Source organism: Roseivirga echinicomitans (genome assembly GCF_001592935.1).
Lineage (GTDB): Bacteria > Bacteroidota > Bacteroidia > Cytophagales > Cyclobacteriaceae > Roseivirga > Roseivirga echinicomitans.
Genome location: NZ_LRDB01000012.1, coordinates 75,482 through 95,213 on the forward strand (window position 1 = coordinate 75,482; position 19,732 = coordinate 95,213).

Consider the following 19,732-nt stretch of genomic DNA (forward strand, 5'->3'; position numbering starts at 1 on the left):
TTAGTAGTACTTTTTGTCTGCAATTTTTTTATCGATTTTATCGGAAGTGTTCCCAGTGTTTTTTGCTTTTTTCCATTGCTCAACAGCCGCATCAATTTGGTTTAACATAAAAAGGTTATCACCATAAACTTCTAGAAGCCCCCCTGAAATATTAGCTGGTTTTTGCCTTATGAAATTCTCAATCAGCTGTTTTGCATCTGCAAATCTACCTAATTGAAACAAAACCTTTGCTTTCAGATGAAATAAATCACCATCTCTTGGATATTCCTTGATTAAATCATCTACAACTACAAGTACATCTTTGATGATTTCCTGCTCTCTATGGTCATTGAGATAACGTAGCATAAGATTAATTGCTTCACTATCAGCTTTACCTGAAGCAACGGGGATTTCAAATGCTGTTCGAATTTCTTTCGTGTTTCCTTCCTCCAAAGCAAACTCTAGTTTCTTAGATTGGATCTTGCTCGTCAAGAATTCGTCATTTCTGGCCAATTTTAAAGCCTGATCAAAAGCCATGTTTGCCTCTTCTTTATCACCATTGCTGCTGTAAAGTTGAGCGTTTCCGTAGTAATAATAAAATAGGCCTTGGTTGGGGAAGTAGCTCAAAGCATCTTCACTGTTGGTGAGTAGGGTTTCCCAAGATTTCTGATTGTAAGCCCTTGTCAGTAGTTGGTTCCAAACTTCGTAGTCAGATGGATTAAGGTCCTTTAGCTGATTTAATGCAGTGAGCGCTTGCGTTTCATAGGCTGCCTTATCTTGCGAATTCGCCTTTTCAGCCAAAGTGCTATAAACCTTCTCTCCGGTTTTAATTACTTCAATATCGTTGGGATAAATGGAATACAGCGTTTTTTGCTGCTGATCTAAAAAGGAGAGTGAAATTTTGTCTGATCCAGCTGCTGATAAATTAGACATTAGTAGAAGCTTTGCCCCAAGGTCTGCTTCTTTGTTTGTCATGATTTCTGTAATCATGGGTTTGGCCGCTTCAAAATCACCTTCCTCTAATTTTAAGTTGATTAAGAGGAAGTTGGAGGATGAGGACGTAGCTGTCGATTTAAGAATGTCTGCCGCTTCTGTTTTTTGACCTGTTGAAGACAATAAATCAGCGTATTCTAATTTGTAACTTTCATTTGTAGGAAAGTCTTCGGTTAGCTTTTTTAGCATGTCCAATGCTTCTTTTTTCTTTCCTGCCTGAATTAGCAATTCCTTTTTTTGCGTGGTGAATTTATTTGGAATGTTGTATTTGTCTTCCGTTAACTCAAGCATTTTGATGGCTCCATCATAATTGCCCAAGCCAACATATACGTCTGCGAGGTCTAATAAATACTCACGGTAGTCCGTGGAGTTTTTAAGCATCAATTCATATTCTGAAGCAGCTGCTTGGAGATTGCTCTGCGACTTATGCAGTTGTGCTGCAAGGATATAATAGAATTTATTGTCTGGCTTGATTTCTTGCGCCTTCTTAATCGCCTTCAAACCCTTGTCGTACTTTCTTTGGATGAGATAAATTTCCCCCAATTTGAAGTGAGCGGCATGGTTGTCTTTATCGACTTCTAAAGATTGTTCTAGAAAGGCGATGGCCCTTTCATAGTCTTCTAATAGGTAGAATTTTTGGGCATCAATCATCAAATACTCAGCATTGGCCCTCTCATATTTAGAAACCTCTTTGCTCTCTTTTTCCTTTTTTTCTTGGGCAATCGCTTCCGTACTGCTGCAAAACAGCAAAAAGGCAAAAATGAAAGGGGAAAGCTGGAGATATTTCTTCACGAGATTCTTCAATTATTCAAGAAACGCATTTTAAGCGGGCTATGTTTAAGCTTTCTGATGAATGTAAGAACAGTGATTTCATTGGCGTTTTTCAACGGTTTTGTGTCTAAAATTCCTTCCTTCCAAAAGATAAATAGCAACAAAAAAGGCTGCTGTGACAAACAGATCAACGCCATACTGACCCCAAGCATTGGAAATTGAAATTAGATTTGATCCATAAATCACCCCTACTGCAATGATCAAATACAGAAATAATTTCTTGAAATTGTAAGGTACTGGGAAGACTTTTCGGCCTTTATAATAACACATAGCGCACATTACGGCATAACAAACCAAGGCTGAGATGGCCGATCCGAAATAGCCTATGGATGGAATTCTAACTAACCACAAATGCCCGACAAGCGTGATTATTGCCCCAATGGCCGTAAAATAAGTGCCATAGATAGTTTTGTCTTTGATCTTAAACCATACGCTGAGGTTTACATATACACCAAAAAAAAGTTTTCCAATGAGTAATACTGGTAATACATACAACGCGGCTTTGTACCCTGGCCGGCCTAAAAAAACATCTGCTATTAGTTCAATATTTACTGCAATGGCCACCATAATGGCGATATTGAATACCACAAAATAGTGCATGACTTTGGCAAAGAGTGTTGGCGCTTCCTTATTTTCAGCATGAGAGAAGAAGAAAGGCTCACCAGCATAGCGAAAGGCTTGAATTCCAAGCATCATCAATACACTCAGCTTGAATGCACTTCCATATATTCCTAACTCTGTTTCCGGATCATCGAAGAGGAAACTAAAGAGGATGGTGTAACCCTGATCATTGAACATGGCTGCTAAACCCATTAAGAAGATGGGGAAGGAGTAAGCCAGAATAGGCTTGAATGCCGACCATTTAAATCGGATTCTGATTTGCCCCAATTCTTTGAATAGCATGGGGATGTACAAGCTGTTGGCAATGAGGTTGGCTACGAAAATATAACCAATGCCCATCTCTGGATTGTATATTTTTTGAACTATGGGTTGAAGGGCACTTAAATATTCTCCTTCAGCAATAGCGGGGAAGGCCAGTAAAAACAACAAGTTCAAACCAATAGTCACCGCAATAACAGTGAGTCGGATGACCGCAAATTTTATTGGGCGATCATCCAGCCTCAGTTTTGCAAAAGGAATGGAGACAATAGCATCTATAAATACGATGGCGGCCAAATACTGCAAATACTCTGGATGTTCGGAGGCTGCAGTGAAATTGGCCAGCGATGCAGCATCGAAATAGATGAAACCAGAGAAAAGGATACTGGTGAAAAGAATAGCTGTTGCCGTATAATGGTAGGCATCAATGGACTTGTTTTTCGTGGTAAATCTGAAAAACGAAGTCTCTAAACCATAAGTGTAAATAATATTCAAGAAAGCGGCAATACCATACAGGTGGATGACCACACCATATTCTTGTTCTGGAAGAATTCTGGTATAGAACGGCACCAAAGCAAAATTGAGCACTCTGCCCAAAATGCTACTGATGCCGTAATAAGCCGTTTGGCTCGCCAATTTTTTGATTTGACTCATAAAGCGAAGCTACAAGGATTTATGCTTTGAGCCATAAATGAATTTACGATTTTGGATTTTTTATTGAACGCCAAATCATGTGTAATGTTATGGCTTCGTGTTAAACCCTCTATTTTGAATTAGCCTCTTATTCTCCCTTAAAATCTGGCTTCCTTTTCTCTAAGAATGCTTTTGTACCCTCATTAAAATCTTCGGTTTTCACGCAGTTGGCAAAACTATTGGCCTCAGCCTGATAGCCATCAATTTCATTCGTATAAACTGCGTTAATACACTCGATCACCATGCCAACAGCTAAAGGGGCTTTGCTTGTGATTCTGCCAAGAAGTTCTTCTGCCTTTTGAAGGCCAGCAGCTTTACTTTCAACTACATGATTTACTAAGCCCAAGGTTTTTGCTTCGTCAGCTTTAACCATGTCGCCAGACATAGCAAGTTCAAACGCCTTACCCTTACCCACTAATTGAGTAAGTCTTTGTGTTCCTCCAAAGCCAGGAATGATACCAAGATTTACTTCTGGAAGTCCGAATTTCGCGTTTTCAGTGGCAATGCGGATGTGACAAGCCATGGCCAATTCACAACCTCCGCCTAAGGCGAAGCCATTCACTAAAGCAATAACAGGCTTATGACAGTTTTCGATACTGGCAAAAACCTCTTGTCCTTGTTCTGAGAATTTTCTTGAGTTTAATTCTGAAAGTTCAGCTATTTCTGAGATGTCAGCGCCAGCCACAAAGGCCTTTTCACCCTCTCCAGTAATGATTACAGCCTTAATATCGACTGAATCGTAAATTTCCTGGAAGGCCTCTCCAATCTCTTCAACAGTCTGGATGTTGAGTGCGTTTAGCTTGTCGGGCCTATTGATGGTGAGGTGAACGACCCCGTCTTTATTTTCGAATTTTATATTCTGGTATAAGTCCATTGCTTAGTTGAGTAAGGTGCAAAGATAGTAGCAATGTGAGAAAACTAAAAAGACTAAAGCAAGGTTAAGTGTTCGGCTCAAAATATCTGATGAGTGGAAGGCGATAAATTTGGCTTTTAATTCCTTTTAAAACCTTCCTTTAATACCTTTGCAGCCATTCAAGAAAAATACATTCAAGCACTTATGGAAACACAAAATAGAATTACAGTCGCTTATGGTGATGGAATTGGTCCAGAAATTATGGACGCCACCATTCGTATTATGGATGCCGCCAATGTTGGTTTGGGCTATGATGTGATTGAAATCGGTGAAAAAGTATACAAAGCAGGACATAAATCAGGCATCAGTCCTGAGTCTTGGGATACACTTCGAAAAAATAAAGTTTTACTTAAAGCGCCTATTACCACACCTCAGGGTGGAGGTTATAAGAGTTTGAATGTAACCATCAGAAAGTCACTTGGTTTATTTGCCAATGTAAGACCATTCAGAGCTTACCCCCCATTTGTGCCGTCACACTTCCCTCATATGGATTTGGTGATTGTTCGTGAAAATGAAGAAGACCTATACGCTGGAATCGAACATCAGCAGACGAGTGAAGTTGTTCAGACTTTGAAATTGATTTCAGAGCCGGGTTCTGAAAAGATTATCAGATACGCTTTTGAGTACGCCAGAGCATACGGTAGAAAGAAAGTGACCTGCATGACCAAAGACAATATTATGAAGCATACCGATGGTATGTTCCACAGAATATTTAATGAAGTAAGACTTGAATACCCAGAAATTCAGTCTGATCACTGGATTATTGATATCGGGTCGGCTGTAGTAGCGGCTCGTCCAGAATCTTTGGACGTAGTGGTGACTTTGAACTTATACGGAGACATTATCTCTGACATTGCTGCGGAAGTAGCAGGTTCAGTAGGGATGGCAGGTTCTGCCAATATTGGAACGAATTATTCTATGTTCGAAGCCATTCATGGCTCAGCACCAGACATTGCTGGTCAGGACATGGCCAACCCATCTGGTTTGTTGAACGGTGCATTTATGATGCTCGTTCAGTTGGGTAAAGCCGATAAAGCTGAGTTAATCCAAAATGCTTGGTTGAAAACTTTGGAAGACGGAATTCATACAGGTGATGTGTACCGACTGAATCGTAGTGTGAAAAAAGTAGGTACCAGAGAATTTGCCGATGCGGTCATCGAAAGGTTAGGTCAAGTACCTGAGAAGTTGAAGCCTGTAAAGTATAACCAGAATGTTAAAATTCAAGTGGTGGTACCTGAAAAACCAGCCAAGAAGAAAGAGCTGGTAGGGGTTGATGTATTTATTGATTGGAGAGAAGGTACACGTGACGCCAATGAAATTGGAGATCGATTATTGAAAAACGTTTCTACCGATCAATTAAAATTAGACCAAGTGTCGAACCGCGGTGTGGTGGTTTACCCAAATGGAATGGACGAAATTTTCAAGTCTGATCATTGGAGGTGTAGATTTACGCATCCAGAAGGAGGAACGTTAGATAACGCGGATATTATTAAAATTTTAGAGCGTGTTCAAAAAGAAGGTTTTGACTTTATTAAAACAGAACATTTATATCACTTTGATGGAGAAAGAGGTTACTCTTTAAGCCAAGGTGAATAAGAAGATTTTATCTTGATTAATTTTCACAAATGTCTTGGGCCTGCTTTTGGCTCAGGACATTTTTTTTGAACTCCTGCCTTATTAGAAATACTCATCAGTATTTATGTTGTATTTGCCATTGTCCTTTAGTGGGTATAATTGGTCGTGCTGACCTTTGAAGATGACATCGAAAGAAATGTGCCATTCGCTTTCATTGATTTTTGAAGCAGAGATAATGGCTTTTTCTAAAGTGTATTCACTGAATCCACAAAAACAAGACCTGCGATAAGCCGCGTTGATCGACCCATTCTCATCTGTATTAGTGCCGTTATAGGTATATGAGGTACTGCCCTTAGGTATTTCTAAATAGAACATTTCTGCCAGTTCATCATCAGCGATGTTTTCATCCTCTTCGTGTGCATAAGTGTATTTAAAAACAAGGTTTTCTCCATCCGAAACCACAGGCACTTTAGGATCATCTACATTATCCGAAATAAATTCTAGTTTACGTCCCGCCTGGAACGCTCTGTATATTTGTGATGGGTTTTCGTTTCCACAAGAAGAAAGAATAAATACGAGTAAAGAGAAGGCGATTAGATTTTTCATACCTGTTTAGACACAGAGAGCTTGGATTAGGTTGTCCGTAGGAGTCCTCTTGTGTTTTTTAGTCAATTCATTTACCTAACTAAACTAGCGTTAAGTCATCCCGTAGGGATCTTTTTCAGTTGAGCAGATAATGGTGTGGTTCTTAATAAAACGGACGGAGTCCTTGTGTTCATAGGTAGTCACAGGTCCTGCCTAAGGGCAGATAAATCAGAGAACCTGCGATAGTGACTTTGGGTAGATAAACCGGAGGGTCTGCTACAGTGGTGACCAATTACCAATTAACTAATGAACGAACCCCTAAAACTTATCTAAAATTGGAGGTAGGTTTTCAAGGATGTCTTCAGTCATGGCGTCTAAGCTGAAATCGTGTTTCCAACCCCAGTCGCCTCTCGCTTGAGAATCGTCAATGGTGTTTGGCCAGCTATCGGCTATGGCCTGACGGAAATCTGGCGCATAATCAATTTCGAATTCAGGCATTTGCTTTTGAATAGAAGTTGCCATTTCTTTAGGCGTAAAGCTAATGGCTGAAAGGTTGTAGCTAGAACGTACTTTCACTTGCTCTGCGGGTGCTTGCATTAGGTCGATGGTGGCCTTAATCGCATCCGGCATATACATCATTGGCAAGGCCGTGTCTTCCTTTAAGAAACAGGTGAATTTCTCCCTTTTTAATGCTTTGTGATAAATTTCTACTGCGTAATCCGTGGTCCCACCACCTGGCAAAGATTTGTAACCGATAAGTCCTGGGTATCTGATACTTCGAACGTCCACTCCGTATTTGTCGAAGTAGTATTCGCACCATCTTTCGCCAGCAAGTTTACTGATGCCATATACCGTGTTGGGGTCTTTCTCACAGAACTGAGGAGTATTGTCCAGAGGCGTGTTGGGTCCGAAAACGGCAATGGAACTTGGCCAGTAAATTTTGTCTAGTTTTTTCTCTTTGGCCAATTCCAACACATTCAATAAGCTGGTCATGTTCAAGTTCCAAGCCCACTGAGGGTTAGATTCGCCTTTGGCAGAAAGGATGGCCGCCAAATGATAAATCTGAGTGATCGAATGTTTTTCAACAACTTCCTTCAGCTGAGCCGCATTCATTACATCTAGTTTTTCGAAAGTAAAACCAGCAATGTTGGCGTGAGGTGAAGAAATATCAGAAGCAATGATGTTTTCGTTTCCAAAAACCTCACCGAGCGCAATAGTCAGTTCCGATCCTAATTGTCCACTCGCTCCGATGATAAGTACTCTAGTCATTTGCTTCTTAGTTTTAGTTGTAATCGTTGAATCAGAAATCTATTCTTCTTTTTCTGCTTAAAGAACAGAAAGTTTCTGAACGGTAGGAACCTCTTGAGGAGGTTAAGTCCTCAAAAGGCGCTACCATTTTGTGCTGCAATATTAGCGAATGCAATAGAATAAGTAAAACCTTTGCCGACACGAATAGTCGTTCGGAACCCATATTTTTTATATTTGCATTGCAATGGAAATCAAGGACTTTGAAACTTATTTAAAAGACAAGAAAATTGACTCGGCTGCCTTTCAAAAAGGGGAGCCAGAACAATGGGGTAAATTCAAAGCTTTGTATGACCAAATGCATCCAAATAGCTTTACAGCTCAGAAATTATACCTGATCAATCCTATTAGGCGAGCATTTCCATTAAAGGAAGAAGTGCTGGAAAAGGCAGCGCCAACAGCGCAAGCCCGACCTAAAGTGATGATGAGACCCAAACCGAAAACAAATTAATTATGTTCGATACACTCCAACCCAAACTTCAGGCTGAACTAGCAGAAATTAAAGAAGCCGGACTTTATAAAAAAGAAAGAATCATTACCACTCCCCAAGCGGCCGACATCAAAACTGCTGATGGAAGAGAAGTAATCAACTTTTGTGCGAATAACTACTTAGGCTTATCATCTCACCCAAGGGTGCTTGAGGCGGCCAAGAAGGCCATTGATACGCATGGCTTCGGTATGTCTTCTGTTCGTTTTATTTGTGGAACACAAGATATTCACAAGGAGCTAGAGCAAAAGATTTCAGAATTTTTGGGCATGGAAGATACCATTCTTTATGCCGCGGCTTTCGATGCGAATGGTGGTGTTTTTGAGCCATTGCTGGGTGCTGAAGACGCCATTATTTCGGATGCGCTAAACCATGCTTCTATTATTGATGGTGTACGTTTGTGTAAAGCGATGCGTTTCCGTTATGATCATAATGACATGGACAGCCTTGAGCAGCAATTGAAAGATGCTGACGCTAAGGGAGCGAAGAATAAGATCATTGTGACTGATGGTGTTTTCTCAATGGATGGCACTATTGCACAATTAGATAAAATCTGTGATTTGGCCGATAAATACAAAGCTTTGGTAATGACAGACGAATGTCATTCAACAGGTTTTATGGGCAAAACGGGTAGAGGCGTTCATGAATTCAGAAACTGCATGGGTCGTGTAGATATTATCACTGGCACATTGGGTAAAGCCCTAGGTGGTGCTTCTGGTGGGTTTACCTCAGCTAAAAAAGAAGTGATTGAAATCCTTCGTCAGCGCTCAAGACCTTATTTATTCTCTAACACTTTGGCGCCTTCTATTGTGGGTGCGTCCATCGCGGTATTCGATATGCTTTCTGAAGCCACCACCCTTCGCGATAAATTGGAGGAAAACACCAAGTACTTCAGAAGTAAAATGACTGAAGCTGGCTTTGATATTAAGCCGGGCGAGCACGCTATTGTGCCTGTAATGCTTTACGATGCTAAATTGGCCCAAAAAATGGCCGATGCACTTTTAGAAAAAGGCATTTACGTAATTGGCTTCTTCTTCCCTGTAGTGGCGAAAGGCCAAGCCAGAATTAGAGTTCAAGTTTCTGCGGGGCATGAAAGACATCATTTAGACAAAGCCATTCAAGCCTTTACCGAAGTAGGTAAAGATTTAGGGGTGATTTAATAAAATCAGTCCGTTCATCACTATTTGAATATGCCCTATAGTCTGTTGTAGATTATATTGGTATATGAAGAAATTTTATGATCAAATAAAGCTAATTCGAAGTATACAAACCTTAGTGATCATGTGCCTTTTCTCTGCTCAAGTTATTGGGCAGGGAAAAGTCTCGGACTCCTTCGTGTCCTATGACCTGAGCAAGAATGACAGAAAAATTAAGCTCACGAACCTTATTGAAGAAGTTGAATTTATTCGACTAGAAGAAACATCAGAGTCTTTATTAGGGAGTGTTGGAGATGTCCATGTAGTCGGAGATAAGTTCGTCTTTATGGGCAATAGCCTCAAAGGCGATATCTTCGTATTTAACGATCAGGGTAAGCTCATTAATCGAATCAACCGACAAGGAATTGCTCCAGAAGAATATCCTGCTATCAAAGACATTTGGATAGAAGGCAACTTAATAGCTGTCCATACTTCATTAAATGACATCAAACGCTATCGGCTCAACGGTGATTTCGCGAGTAGCAATAAACTAAAATTGACTACGGGGCATGCTTTGGGTAATTCTGAAAACTATTTCCTCGATATGAACTTCAACAGTCTTGAAGATCAGTCCAAGTATAAAGTGGTAAGACTTGATGGGAATATGGGCATTACTGGAAAGTATTTGCCATTTACGAAAGCTCCCGTTGCCACCATGTTTTCACCAAGTCCACTGTTTGAGTATAAGAAGTCAATTGGCTACTATAGAGCGTATTCTGATACTGTCTATTTTTATCAGAATGATAGATTCGTTCCATTTATACATTTCGAATTTGGCAACAATTGGCATTGGGACGATTACGATCCATTTGGCCCTGATGTGATCAAAGGCTTAAGAGAAGGAGAGAAGGTTTGGTCAATTAAGCCTAAAGTAGGTTCACGGTATATTATTACCTCATCCCTTTATGGTAAAAGTGGCAAGCTAAGGCTGGAACATGTCATTGACAGAAGGGATTCTGAAATCATTCTCATTGATCTTGAAAGGTCCTCAAAAAAAGAACCCTTCGATTTACAGGTGAGCCATTGGGAGTCTGATGATACATTTTATGCCTTTCTTCCTGCACTGGATGCCGTTGGATTGGTGTCTGAAGCCAGTTCAAAGTTTTGGTCTTTCCGTGGAGGTACCAGTTTAGAAGAAATAGCATCGTCCGAAAACCCAGTTTTGGTGCGCATCAGTATCAAAGACTTTTCAAAAAAATGAAAATCTCTTATGGTTTTTAGTGAAGAAGCCATTGGGTTCAATCCAATGGCTTTTTTATGTTACTTTTTTGCTGGACAGGTATTGATTCCCACAAGCGTATAAAGTGGGCAAAAACTCAACAAGCTGGTCAGAAGAAATACTGCAGCCACCACCAATAATACAATGCCCAAAGTGCCCGTCACTATGTTGCCAAAATAAAGTATCGCAATAGCAACGATTAGTAAAATTCTTACTGCTCTGTCTGCACTTCCCATGTTCTTTTTCATAATTTCAATAGTTAGATGGTTTCGAATAAAAGCACAATCCCTGTGATGATTATCAGACGCAATCCGCAAACGATCAGCAGCTTAAAATGCTTTTGCTTTCATATCATGAAGTTAGTGGGTATCCCTTTACCGAATACTGATATAAGTCATGTTGAAAGGAGATTTAATCACTGGTTTAGGCCTTGCGAGAAAATGACAATGGGCGTCATTTGGCTATAATGTCACTTGGGGTCGCTGTTGTGTTTTTTTTCTTATTCCAAGCTGAAAACTATAGAATACACAAAATCAAATTTGATCTGTTATTCTTTTGAAACGACTATTCTTTTAGTTATCCTTGTTAGTGAATGTTTGATTTATTAATCAAGCTCAAACTTCCTTCAATCTCAAAAAAACTATGAAGCAGTTCATCCTATTTTTGTTTATTCTGTTGGTCGCATTTTCATGCTCAAAAAACACGACCAAAAAAGAAAGTGAATCCGTAGTGGTTACGGATGACTTTAAGTCTTACCGTTTGGATATTGACCTCCCTGTAGAGCGTTTTTCCGATTTAATTGAATCGGTGGAGTTGGTGCGGATGGAGGAAACCGATAACTCATTATTGTCTTATATCTATGCCATCGATCATACGAAAGGCGAATTGGTGTTCACCAGTGGAAGAGAAGATGATGTATTTGTTTTTGACTTGAAGGGAAATTTTGTTCGCAAGATCAATAGGAAAGGAGAAGGCCCAGAGGAATACTTAGACATTACCGACCTGTGGCTTGAAGGTGATACTTTGGTGATTTATTCGAAGAATCAACTTACGGTTAAGCGCTACAAGTTAGATGGTGATTTTATCCGGTCTGAAAGGTTGCCGTTGTCTCCTGGTCACATCTATAGTTATAATGGGGGTTATGCAATGGAGATGAATTACAGGTTAATAAACGACTCTTTGCGCTTTAGATATGCCACACTGGATAAGGACTTAAAACCAGATGGCATGTATTTAACAGTGGACAACCGACTGTCAGTTGGTCTTGCATTAAGTACCAACGCGGTAGTCCCTTACAAGGATGGGGTGACGCTGCATAGAGCAATGAGCGACACCGTGCATTATTTGAGCGATAAAGGCTTTACTCCACTCTTACACTTGAACTTTGGTAACGATTGGTACTGGAAAGAGAGCCGAGATGTTACAGAGCAGTTTGTTTCAGAAATGGGAAACACTGAGAAGGTTTGGTCTGCCGATGCCAAGATTGGAGCAGATCGAATTTGGGTGCTACCATATACAGGTTCCGTTGAAGGGAGGGTATCACCAAATTTTTTTATTGACCGTGGCACAGGAGCTGTTCATAATGTGGATATGAGAAAGGCAGATAAGTCTAACAGTGTGGCAATCGCCCTACGTTGGGACAATGAGCAAATGATATTTACCATTCAATCTCCAGACGTAGCCTCTTTTCTCTCCGAACTTAACGAAGACCAAATCAAATACCGCCAAGGCACTACCTTAGAAGAAATAGAATCCTCTGAAAACCCGGTGCTGATGTGGGTGAAGTTTAAGGAGGAGTAGTTAGTACATAGTATTTAGTAGCTAGTTTTTAGAAATGAAGAATAAATTATTCGGCTTTTTGATGCTTGTGATTGTTGTTTTAGGCTGCGCTGAAAAGGGAGGTACTAGCGACAAGGAAGCTGTCAATCTGGATGAATTCAGGTCTTATCATTTGGATATAAATCAACCCAAAGAGCGCTTTTCAAACCTAGTAGAATCGGTCGAAATTGTAAAACTTGAAGAAACGGACAATTCACTTTTGTCTGACGTGTCAAACCTTAAAAAAACTGATGACTATTTGGTGTTTTTGAGCGGAGGAGGGGCTAATGCCTATGTATTTGATTTGGCTGGAAACCTAGTTAATAAAGTAAATAGAAAAGGAAATGGGCCTGAAGAATATACTGGAATAGATGATATGTGGTTGGTGGGTGACACACTATCAATTTATTCTAAAATTGACACCAAGGTGAACAGGTATACCATTGATGGAAGCTTTATTGATTCGAAAAAATTACCATATCAGGTTGGTCATGTTCTTGGTCATGTTCTTGGTTATGAAAATGGTTATGCCATGGATATGAACTATGAGTTGATAGATGATTCTGCTAGGTTTAGATATGCATTTTTAGACGAAAATTTAAAAGTAGATGCAACCTATTTACCTTATAAAACTTCGCCTTCCTTCACTATCTACAAAAACTTTCAGACCGTCTCTCCTTATAATAATGGGGTGCTGTTTTTTCGAATGCTAAGTGATACAATATATTTTTTAAAGGATCAGGAGTTTGAGCCTATTGCTCATTTAGATTTTGGTAAAGAATGGTTTTGGAGAGGTAAGGGGGAAGTTAGCGCTAAATATATTGAAGAGCTTCAAAATCATGATGGCATATGGGATGCCATTATGTATATGGGAGAAAAGTACATTTATGTCATGGGACTAGGGAGTTTTGGAAGCACAACTAGCTCACCATTTTTTTTGATCAATAGAGCTACAGACGAAACACATAATCTTGATTTTCGAAAGCAAGGAGATACTAAATTTAGCATAAAGGCCGAAGGCTGGGATAAAGAAAAAATGATTTTCTCAATTCAATCTACGCAAATAGCCTCCTTTCTCTCAGAACTGGAAGACAGTCAAATCAAATTTCGCGAAGGCACCACTTTAGAAGAAATTGAGTCTTCAGAGAACCCGGTATTGATGTGGGTGAAGTTTAAGGAGGGGTATTGAGAAGAGCGTATTTAGTACATAGTATTGAGTAACTAGATTTTAGAAAGATGGCAAGTCATCGAATATAGAGGGCATCCTGAAAATCCTTCCAAATTGAGTTTGATGATTAGATAAATGACAATGAGAACGAGCAACATATTTTTACTTCTTCTATTAGCTGTGTGGAGCTGTTCTGACGGGAAGTCAGAGGGTTTAGATGAATCTGGCTTGGACATAGATGAGTTCCGGTCTTATAAAATAGACATGGATATGTCTCAAACTAAACTGGCCGACTTAATAGATACCGTTGAAGTGATGAGGCTTGAAGAAACGCCAGGATCACTGCTTGGTTATGCAAGTCGTTTACAAGAGTACAGCGATGGGTTCGTCATGGCCAGTGAAAAGGTTGGAGTCCTTTTTTTTAATAAGGATGGTAAATTTAAGCTCGGTTTCAATCATAAAGGATCAGGGCCAGATGAGTATGCTGACATTTATGATTTTTGGATTGAGGGAGATACCATTGCCATTTTTTCTAAAGCAAGTCAGCATATTAAACGATATGATTTCAACGGTAACTTCATCAGTTCAATTAGAATTCCCTATTACGCTCATCATGTTTATCCCATAAAAAATGGTTTCGTGTATGACTTGAATTATGGGGTCATTGAAGATTCACTCAAGTATAGGGTAGTAGTGGTCAATTCAGAACATAAGTTGGGAAAAGCACTTTTGCCCTTTAATGCTTTTCCCAAAATGCATTACTTCTCTAATTCTCCTTCATTAAAGCCCTATGATAATGGGGCTACTTATTTAGGGGTAATGAGTGATTCGTTGTATCTGGTCCAGAATAATCAAGTCAGACCACTGGCTCATTTTGATTTTGGTGAGCAATGGCATTGGACTGAGGAGGCTAAAATGAACACTAGCATGTATATGGCGAGCAAGGGTAAAAAGGTGGATAATATTAACTCGTTCATTGGAGAGGGGCATATTTGGCTAAGTGCCACTTATATAATGACGGATATTCAGTCATTTCTCATAGATAGACTTACTGGGGCAGTCGTTTCAATTGACCTGCGGAACCAAGGCGATGGGCGATATACAATTTCTCCGATAAAATGGGAAGGCAATTCTTTTTTTGGCTCAATTCAATCTAACGACTTAAGTACTTTGATCAGTGAGCTGGATCAGTCTAGAATAAAGTTAAGAAGGGGTACCACCTTAGAAGAAATTGAATCCTCTGAAAATCCAGTGTTGATGTGGGTGAAGTTTAAGGAGGAGTAGGTAGTACATAGTATTTAGAAATTAGACATGAAACGTAATTTATTCAGTTTGTTGATCCTTACACTTGTTTTTAGCTGCGCTGAAAAGGGAGGCGTTAACGACAAGCAGGTCACTAATTTGGATGATTTCAGAACCTACGCCATAGACGTTGAGAGCAAAGCCACTCCTGTTTTTGACTTGATTGAAGAGGTGGAGGTAATGCGATTAGAAGAAACGGAGGAATCTCTTTTGGGGGATGTCTATAAATTAGATGCGCTAGAAGGGGAGTATGTTATTACATATCCGCGAACGGGGGATAACCATTTCTTTGATCGCAATGGAAAGTTTTTGAGGGCTTTTAATAATTCTGGTGGTGGTCCAAAGGAATATAACCTGGTTTTGAATTCATGGATTGAAAATGATGACCTCTCAATTTTTGATTCCCAAAGCATGCGCGTCCATAAATATACCAAGTTTGGCAATTGGATTGAATCTAAGCGCATACCCTATTCAGCATTTTCCTTGGCTTATTATGATAGCAAGTATTTTTTGGATGTGAGTAGAAATCCCGTTGAAGATGATTTTCATGCCGTTGCTGTACTCAATACTAAAATGGAATTGATAGAAACAACCGTACCTTTTAATGACAGAAAGGCGATTTCCCTTTCGTGGGGAGTAGATAATTTTAAGCCTTATAAAGATGGATTGGTCTACAATGATGTCATAAATGATACCGTCTATGTGTATGAAAACGATTTATTTAGGCCACTGCTTTCAGTAGACTTTAGGGATAAATGGATTTGGAGTGATAGGGCAGTGTACAGTGATTTTCAAAAGGCTCAATCCATGATGCAACGAAATGATGTTGTGTATTCTTTTGGGTCATTTGTTGGCGAAAGATATGTCTATGTACAACACATTTTAAACTCCAGAATCTTAAACTATTTGATTGACCGAGAAACTGGAGAAGTTCAAAAGATTAAATCGGTTAGGAATGGCGCTGATAAAAACTTGCTTATTCCCATTCGTTGGGAAGGTGACAGGCTGCTTTTCAGTATGCGTTCTACTGCTGTTAAAGAATTTCTAACAGAGTTAGAGGAAGGGCAGAAAGAATTTAGAGAAGGCACCACTCTGGAAGAAATAGAGTCTTCTGAAAATCCGGTGCTGATGTGGGTGAAGTTTAAGGAGGAGTAGATAGTACATAGTATTTAGATTTTAGAAATGAAGAATAAATTATTCAGTTTTTTGATGCTTACACTTGTTTTAAGCTGTTCTGAAAAGGGAAGCGTTAATGACAAGGAGGCCACGAGTTTAGACGACTTCAAATCATATCATCTCGATTTGAACTTGCCTAAGGAGAGTTTTATAGATATGATTGAATCGGTAGAGTTGATGCAATTTGAAGAAACCGATGAGTCGCTTTTATCTACAATCCGCAAAATCAATAGGCTCGATGATGGCTTTGTCTTTCATACAGATAAAAAGATGGGGACGAATGAACATACAACAATCTACTTTTTTGATAAAAATGGAAATTTTAAGAATAAAATAAACCGTCAAGGACAGGGGCCAGAAGAGTACATTTCAATCGAAAGTTTATGGATGGAGAACGGTTTGGTCGCAGTGTATTCAATGCCCAAATCGGTGATTTATCGGTACACCACTGAAGGTGAGTTTGTCGACTCACGTAAATTACCTGATCAAGTTCGCGTTGGAGATATTCGGCCTTATAAAGATGGCTACGTTGCTGAAATGAATTACCTCCCTATCAATGACAGCTCTTATTACAAATTCGCGAAGCTGGACAAAGATTTGAAACTGGAAAAAGCATTTCTGAAATATAAGGATGCACCTAATGGAATGTGGAGGCCTACTAATTACTCCACTGTGATTCCATATCAAGATGGAGTGCAGCTTTTCAGGGTTTTTAGTGACACCATTTACGCCTATACAAATGATAAACTCGCCCCTTTGGTGCATTTTGATTTTAAGGAGAATTGGTTTTGGGCAGACAAACCTGAACCTACTTCTGAGGTTTGGCAGAAAGTAGAAGCCGAGAATAAAGCTTGGGTAATAGGCATGGCGATTGGTCAAAAACACATTTATGCAGATGCCTTGATCGGCTATTCACATTGGGAGTATTTTTTAATTAACAGAATGACTGGTAAGGTCAAGCGAATGGGAATGCCGAAGGGCAAATCAGTGAGTGAAGAGTTTTTATACTTGGGCTGGGAAAAAGATCGGCTGATGTTTTCTGTCACCACAGCCGATGTTCCTAAACTCTTATCAGCGCTGGATGAAAATCAAATCAATTACCGTGAGGGCACTACTTTAGAAAAAATTGAGTCCTCTGAAAATCCATTGGTGATGTGGGTGAAGTTTAAATAGTGTTTTACTATCTGATTTTGAGTACAGGAAAACAAGGATTGAATACATCAATTATGTTGTTGAAGGCATACAATTATAATGTTGAGCTTTGAGTACTTATTTTAAAGTATGAAAATATTCTATATAAGACTTACCGCTTGTTACGCCTTGTTTTTTTTCGGTTTGATGTCCTGCTCAAGTAATAGGGAAAAGGAGAGTGTTTCCACTTCTGATATTGATGACTTTAAATCTTACAGTATAGATCCAGAGAAAGCACCCACCTCTTTTTTTGATTTGGTTGAAGAAGCGGAGGTGATGAGGTTAGAAGAAACTCCTGAATCTTTATTAACGAATGTGGCCTTTATTGGCCATTCTCAAGGTCAGTATGTTTTGGCTGGAATGTCTAAGCCGGATATTCATGTTTTTACAAAAAAAGGAGAGTTGGTCAGAAGGATCAACCATAAAGGGGAGGGGCCCGAGGAATATCCAGGGTTTAGTAATTTTTGGGTGACAAATGGGCATATTGGGTTATATTCTGTAGGTCGTTTTATTATTCAGTATGATTTAGAAGGGGCATTTTTAGCCAAAGAGAAGCTCCCAATTTCTCCCTTTCACGCTTACGCTTATGAGGGAGGTTATGCATTGGACTTAAGTCAAACGTTTACGGAAGGGCCTACACATTATAGCATTATGTTGCTTGATTCAGCCATGAGGCTTAGGTCAATGATGAATCCATCAAAACGGCATGAAGTTGGCCTTATTGGAGCCAATAGTTTTGCGGACTATAAAAATACAATAGTCTACCATGACCCATTCAGTGATACTGTTTTTGTTTTGGAGGATAAGGATGCCAGACCTCTGTTCAACCTTGATTTTGGAAGTAAGTGGGGCTGGAAGGATGACGCTGATCGTTTAGATCGGGTTAAAAATAGGGAAGTAATGAGGAACAAAGAATTGGTATGGACAATTAAGCCTTACGTGGGTCCAGAAACTATATTAGCCTCTTATAGAAACCGCACAGGTTATGTATGGATTGATCGAAAAACTGGTCAGTATGAGATCATCGATTTTTCAATGGCGAATCAAGAAACACTTGGCCTAAGGCCCGTACAATGGGATGGAGATAGAATACTTTGCAGCTTACCATCTGAAAGTGTAGCCAGTATGATTGAAGAATTAGGAGAGGGTAAGGTCAAATTCCGCCAAGGCACTACTTTAGAAGAAATAGAATCATCAGAAAACCCGGTATTATTGTGGGTAAAGTTTAAAGAATTGAAATAAGAAATCAGAATATATGAAACGAGTTTTTCCAGCGCTACTTGTTGCTGCATTTTTTACGGCCTGTGGCAGTCAAAAAGAGAGTATTACTGAAGAGAAAAATCAAACCAATGACGAGTTTAAGGTCATTTCTCTGTCTATAGAATCAGAGAAACGAAAACTCTCCGACATGATTGAGTCCATTGAAATAATGGGCTTGGAAGAAACGGATGAAGGATTGTTGAGTGGGGTTTATGGTCTTTCTGAAGTAAAAGGCAGAATAATTTTCCCCAGCGGGTCGGAAGGGAATGTGTTTGTTTATTCCGATCAAGGAAAGTTCATTTCGACTTTCAATAGACAGGGAGATGGCCCGGAAGAATATGGTCGTATACAGCATCTTTGGATAAAGAAAGATACATTGTTCATCCATGATGGCCAGAGGGGAAACATAAATAAGTATGATTTTGAAGGAAAATACCTTGGACAGATAAAACCAAGTATTAAGCCCACCCATTACTATCCTTATCATGATGGTTATGTTGGTGATATGAACGGAAGGCCAATAAACGACTCACTCAAGTTTAATGTTGTTTTTTATGACGATCAGCTGAAGATGACCGGAATGAAAAACCCTTATAAAAACGTGATCCCTTTTCCGATTGTCACTACCGTAAACAGTTTAGCGCCTTATAATGATGATTTGTTGTACAGAGAGATCTTCAGTGACACCGTTTTTCTCATTCAGGATAATACCGTCAAGCCATTGTTAAAGCTAGATTTCGGTACTGAATATTTATGGAATGATGAAGAAATGAGGGCTGATGGGCAAAAGGCGATGAATAGTATAGAGAAGAGTGGTTTGGTATGGATTTTTAATTCTAAAGTGGGGAATTCAAAAATTTATATGAACTTCAATACAAGCTTCTCGGAGGCGTTTTGGCTGTTGATCGATAGAAATTCAGAAAGTTATTATCAAATAGACAATAAAAAGAATGTGGAAGAAAGTTATGCTTTTGCACCTATTAAATGGGAGGGAGACGTATTGCTTGCTAGTTTGAATTCTTACGATTTGGCCGAATTAATTAAGGAAATTGGCCCAGGGAATGCCACTTTCAAGAAGGGGAGTACGCTAGAAAGTATAGAATCTTCAGAAAACCCAGTATTATTGTGGGTGAAGTTCAAGGACTTTAACTAGTCAGTACAA

General features: G+C 39.5%; 17 protein-coding genes. 11 read left to right on the forward strand and 6 right to left on the reverse strand.

Features of this window, described 5'->3' with window-relative positions; all coding sequences use genetic code 11:
• From AWN68_RS09245 to AWN68_RS09255, 3 genes are all read right to left on the reverse strand, one after another.
• On the reverse strand, nt 1–1,764 hold the full coding sequence (locus AWN68_RS09245; protein ID WP_068414426.1) for a tetratricopeptide repeat protein: 1,764 nt from the start codon (nt 1,762–1,764) through the stop codon (nt 1–3).
• Between the two features lie 78 nt (nt 1,765–1,842).
• Entirely contained in the window at nt 1,843–3,336 is a 1,494-nt protein-coding gene (locus AWN68_RS09250; RefSeq protein WP_068414429.1) for a lipopolysaccharide biosynthesis protein, read from the reverse strand.
• Nucleotides 3,337–3,463: 127 nt separating this feature from the next.
• Entirely contained in the window at nt 3,464–4,249 is a 786-nt protein-coding gene (locus tag AWN68_RS09255) for an enoyl-CoA hydratase/isomerase family protein (RefSeq protein ID WP_068414432.1), read from the reverse strand.
• A gap of 183 nt (nt 4,250–4,432) precedes the next feature.
• Here AWN68_RS09255 and AWN68_RS09260 point away from each other — a divergent pair, with 183 nt between their 5' ends.
• Complete coding sequence (locus tag AWN68_RS09260) at nt 4,433–5,884, forward strand: NADP-dependent isocitrate dehydrogenase (RefSeq protein WP_068414435.1); 1,452 nt, start codon at nt 4,433–4,435, stop codon at nt 5,882–5,884.
• Between the two features lie 81 nt (nt 5,885–5,965).
• On the opposite strand, the gene AWN68_RS09265 is transcribed toward AWN68_RS09260, so the two are convergent.
• Both AWN68_RS09265 and AWN68_RS09270 read right to left on the reverse strand, forming a co-directional pair.
• The gene (locus AWN68_RS09265; protein WP_068414438.1) at nt 5,966–6,469 is read right to left on the reverse strand and encodes a hypothetical protein; all 504 of its coding nucleotides are present in this window, start codon (nt 6,467–6,469) and stop codon (nt 5,966–5,968) included.
• Between the two features lie 297 nt (nt 6,470–6,766).
• Nucleotides 6,767–7,717: an NAD-dependent epimerase/dehydratase family protein gene (locus tag AWN68_RS09270; RefSeq protein ID WP_068414441.1), complete on the reverse strand. Its 951-nt coding sequence runs from the start codon at nt 7,715–7,717 to the stop codon at nt 6,767–6,769.
• Nucleotides 7,718–7,940: 223 nt separating this feature from the next.
• On the opposite strand from AWN68_RS09270, the gene AWN68_RS09275 reads away from it, so the two are divergent.
• The 3 genes from AWN68_RS09275 to AWN68_RS09285 all read left to right on the forward strand — a co-directional run bounded on the left by AWN68_RS09275 (nt 7,941) and on the right by AWN68_RS09285 (nt 10,637).
• Nucleotides 7,941–8,204 (forward strand): hypothetical protein, encoded by a 264-nt coding sequence (locus tag AWN68_RS09275; protein WP_317038920.1) that lies wholly within the window; start codon nt 7,941–7,943, stop codon nt 8,202–8,204.
• A gap of 2 nt (nt 8,205–8,206) precedes the next feature.
• Nucleotides 8,207–9,400, forward strand: coding sequence for a glycine C-acetyltransferase (gene kbl / locus AWN68_RS09280; RefSeq protein WP_068414444.1), 1,194 nt, complete (start codon nt 8,207–8,209; stop codon nt 9,398–9,400).
• 64 nt (nt 9,401–9,464) lie between these two features.
• Nucleotides 9,465–10,637 (forward strand): 6-bladed beta-propeller, encoded by a 1,173-nt coding sequence (locus tag AWN68_RS09285; RefSeq protein WP_068414446.1) that lies wholly within the window; start codon nt 9,465–9,467, stop codon nt 10,635–10,637.
• Between the two features lie 59 nt (nt 10,638–10,696).
• Here the strand turns inward: AWN68_RS09285 and AWN68_RS09290 are convergent, their stop codons facing one another.
• Nucleotides 10,697–10,903 carry a YgaP family membrane protein gene (locus AWN68_RS09290; protein ID WP_068414449.1) on the reverse strand — a complete coding sequence of 69 codons (207 nt, stop codon included), beginning with the start codon at nt 10,901–10,903 and terminating at the stop codon, nt 10,697–10,699.
• 394 nt (nt 10,904–11,297) lie between these two features.
• Here AWN68_RS09290 and AWN68_RS09295 point away from each other — a divergent pair, with 394 nt between their 5' ends.
• From AWN68_RS09295 to AWN68_RS09325, 7 genes are all read left to right on the forward strand, one after another.
• Nucleotides 11,298–12,455 carry a 6-bladed beta-propeller gene (locus AWN68_RS09295; RefSeq protein ID WP_068414451.1) on the forward strand — a complete coding sequence of 386 codons (1,158 nt, stop codon included), beginning with the start codon at nt 11,298–11,300 and terminating at the stop codon, nt 12,453–12,455.
• Between the two features lie 34 nt (nt 12,456–12,489).
• Nucleotides 12,490–13,662 carry a 6-bladed beta-propeller gene (locus AWN68_RS09300; protein ID WP_068414454.1) on the forward strand — a complete coding sequence of 391 codons (1,173 nt, stop codon included), beginning with the start codon at nt 12,490–12,492 and terminating at the stop codon, nt 13,660–13,662.
• Nucleotides 13,663–13,782: 120 nt separating this feature from the next.
• Nucleotides 13,783–14,925 (forward strand): 6-bladed beta-propeller, encoded by a 1,143-nt coding sequence (locus AWN68_RS09305; protein ID WP_068414457.1) that lies wholly within the window; start codon nt 13,783–13,785, stop codon nt 14,923–14,925.
• Nucleotides 14,926–14,952: 27 nt separating this feature from the next.
• Nucleotides 14,953–16,098 carry a 6-bladed beta-propeller gene (locus AWN68_RS09310; protein ID WP_068414460.1) on the forward strand — a complete coding sequence of 382 codons (1,146 nt, stop codon included), beginning with the start codon at nt 14,953–14,955 and terminating at the stop codon, nt 16,096–16,098.
• A 27-nt stretch (nt 16,099–16,125) separates the two neighbouring features.
• A complete protein-coding gene (locus tag AWN68_RS09315; RefSeq protein WP_068414463.1) occupies nt 16,126–17,292 on the forward strand; it encodes a 6-bladed beta-propeller in 1,167 nt (388 codons plus the stop codon).
• Nucleotides 17,293–17,400: 108 nt separating this feature from the next.
• A complete protein-coding gene (locus AWN68_RS09320; RefSeq protein ID WP_068414466.1) occupies nt 17,401–18,552 on the forward strand; it encodes a 6-bladed beta-propeller in 1,152 nt (383 codons plus the stop codon).
• Between the two features lie 13 nt (nt 18,553–18,565).
• The gene (locus tag AWN68_RS09325; protein ID WP_068414469.1) at nt 18,566–19,723 is read left to right on the forward strand and encodes a 6-bladed beta-propeller; all 1,158 of its coding nucleotides are present in this window, start codon (nt 18,566–18,568) and stop codon (nt 19,721–19,723) included.
• Nucleotides 19,724–19,732: the final 9 nt, after the last annotated feature.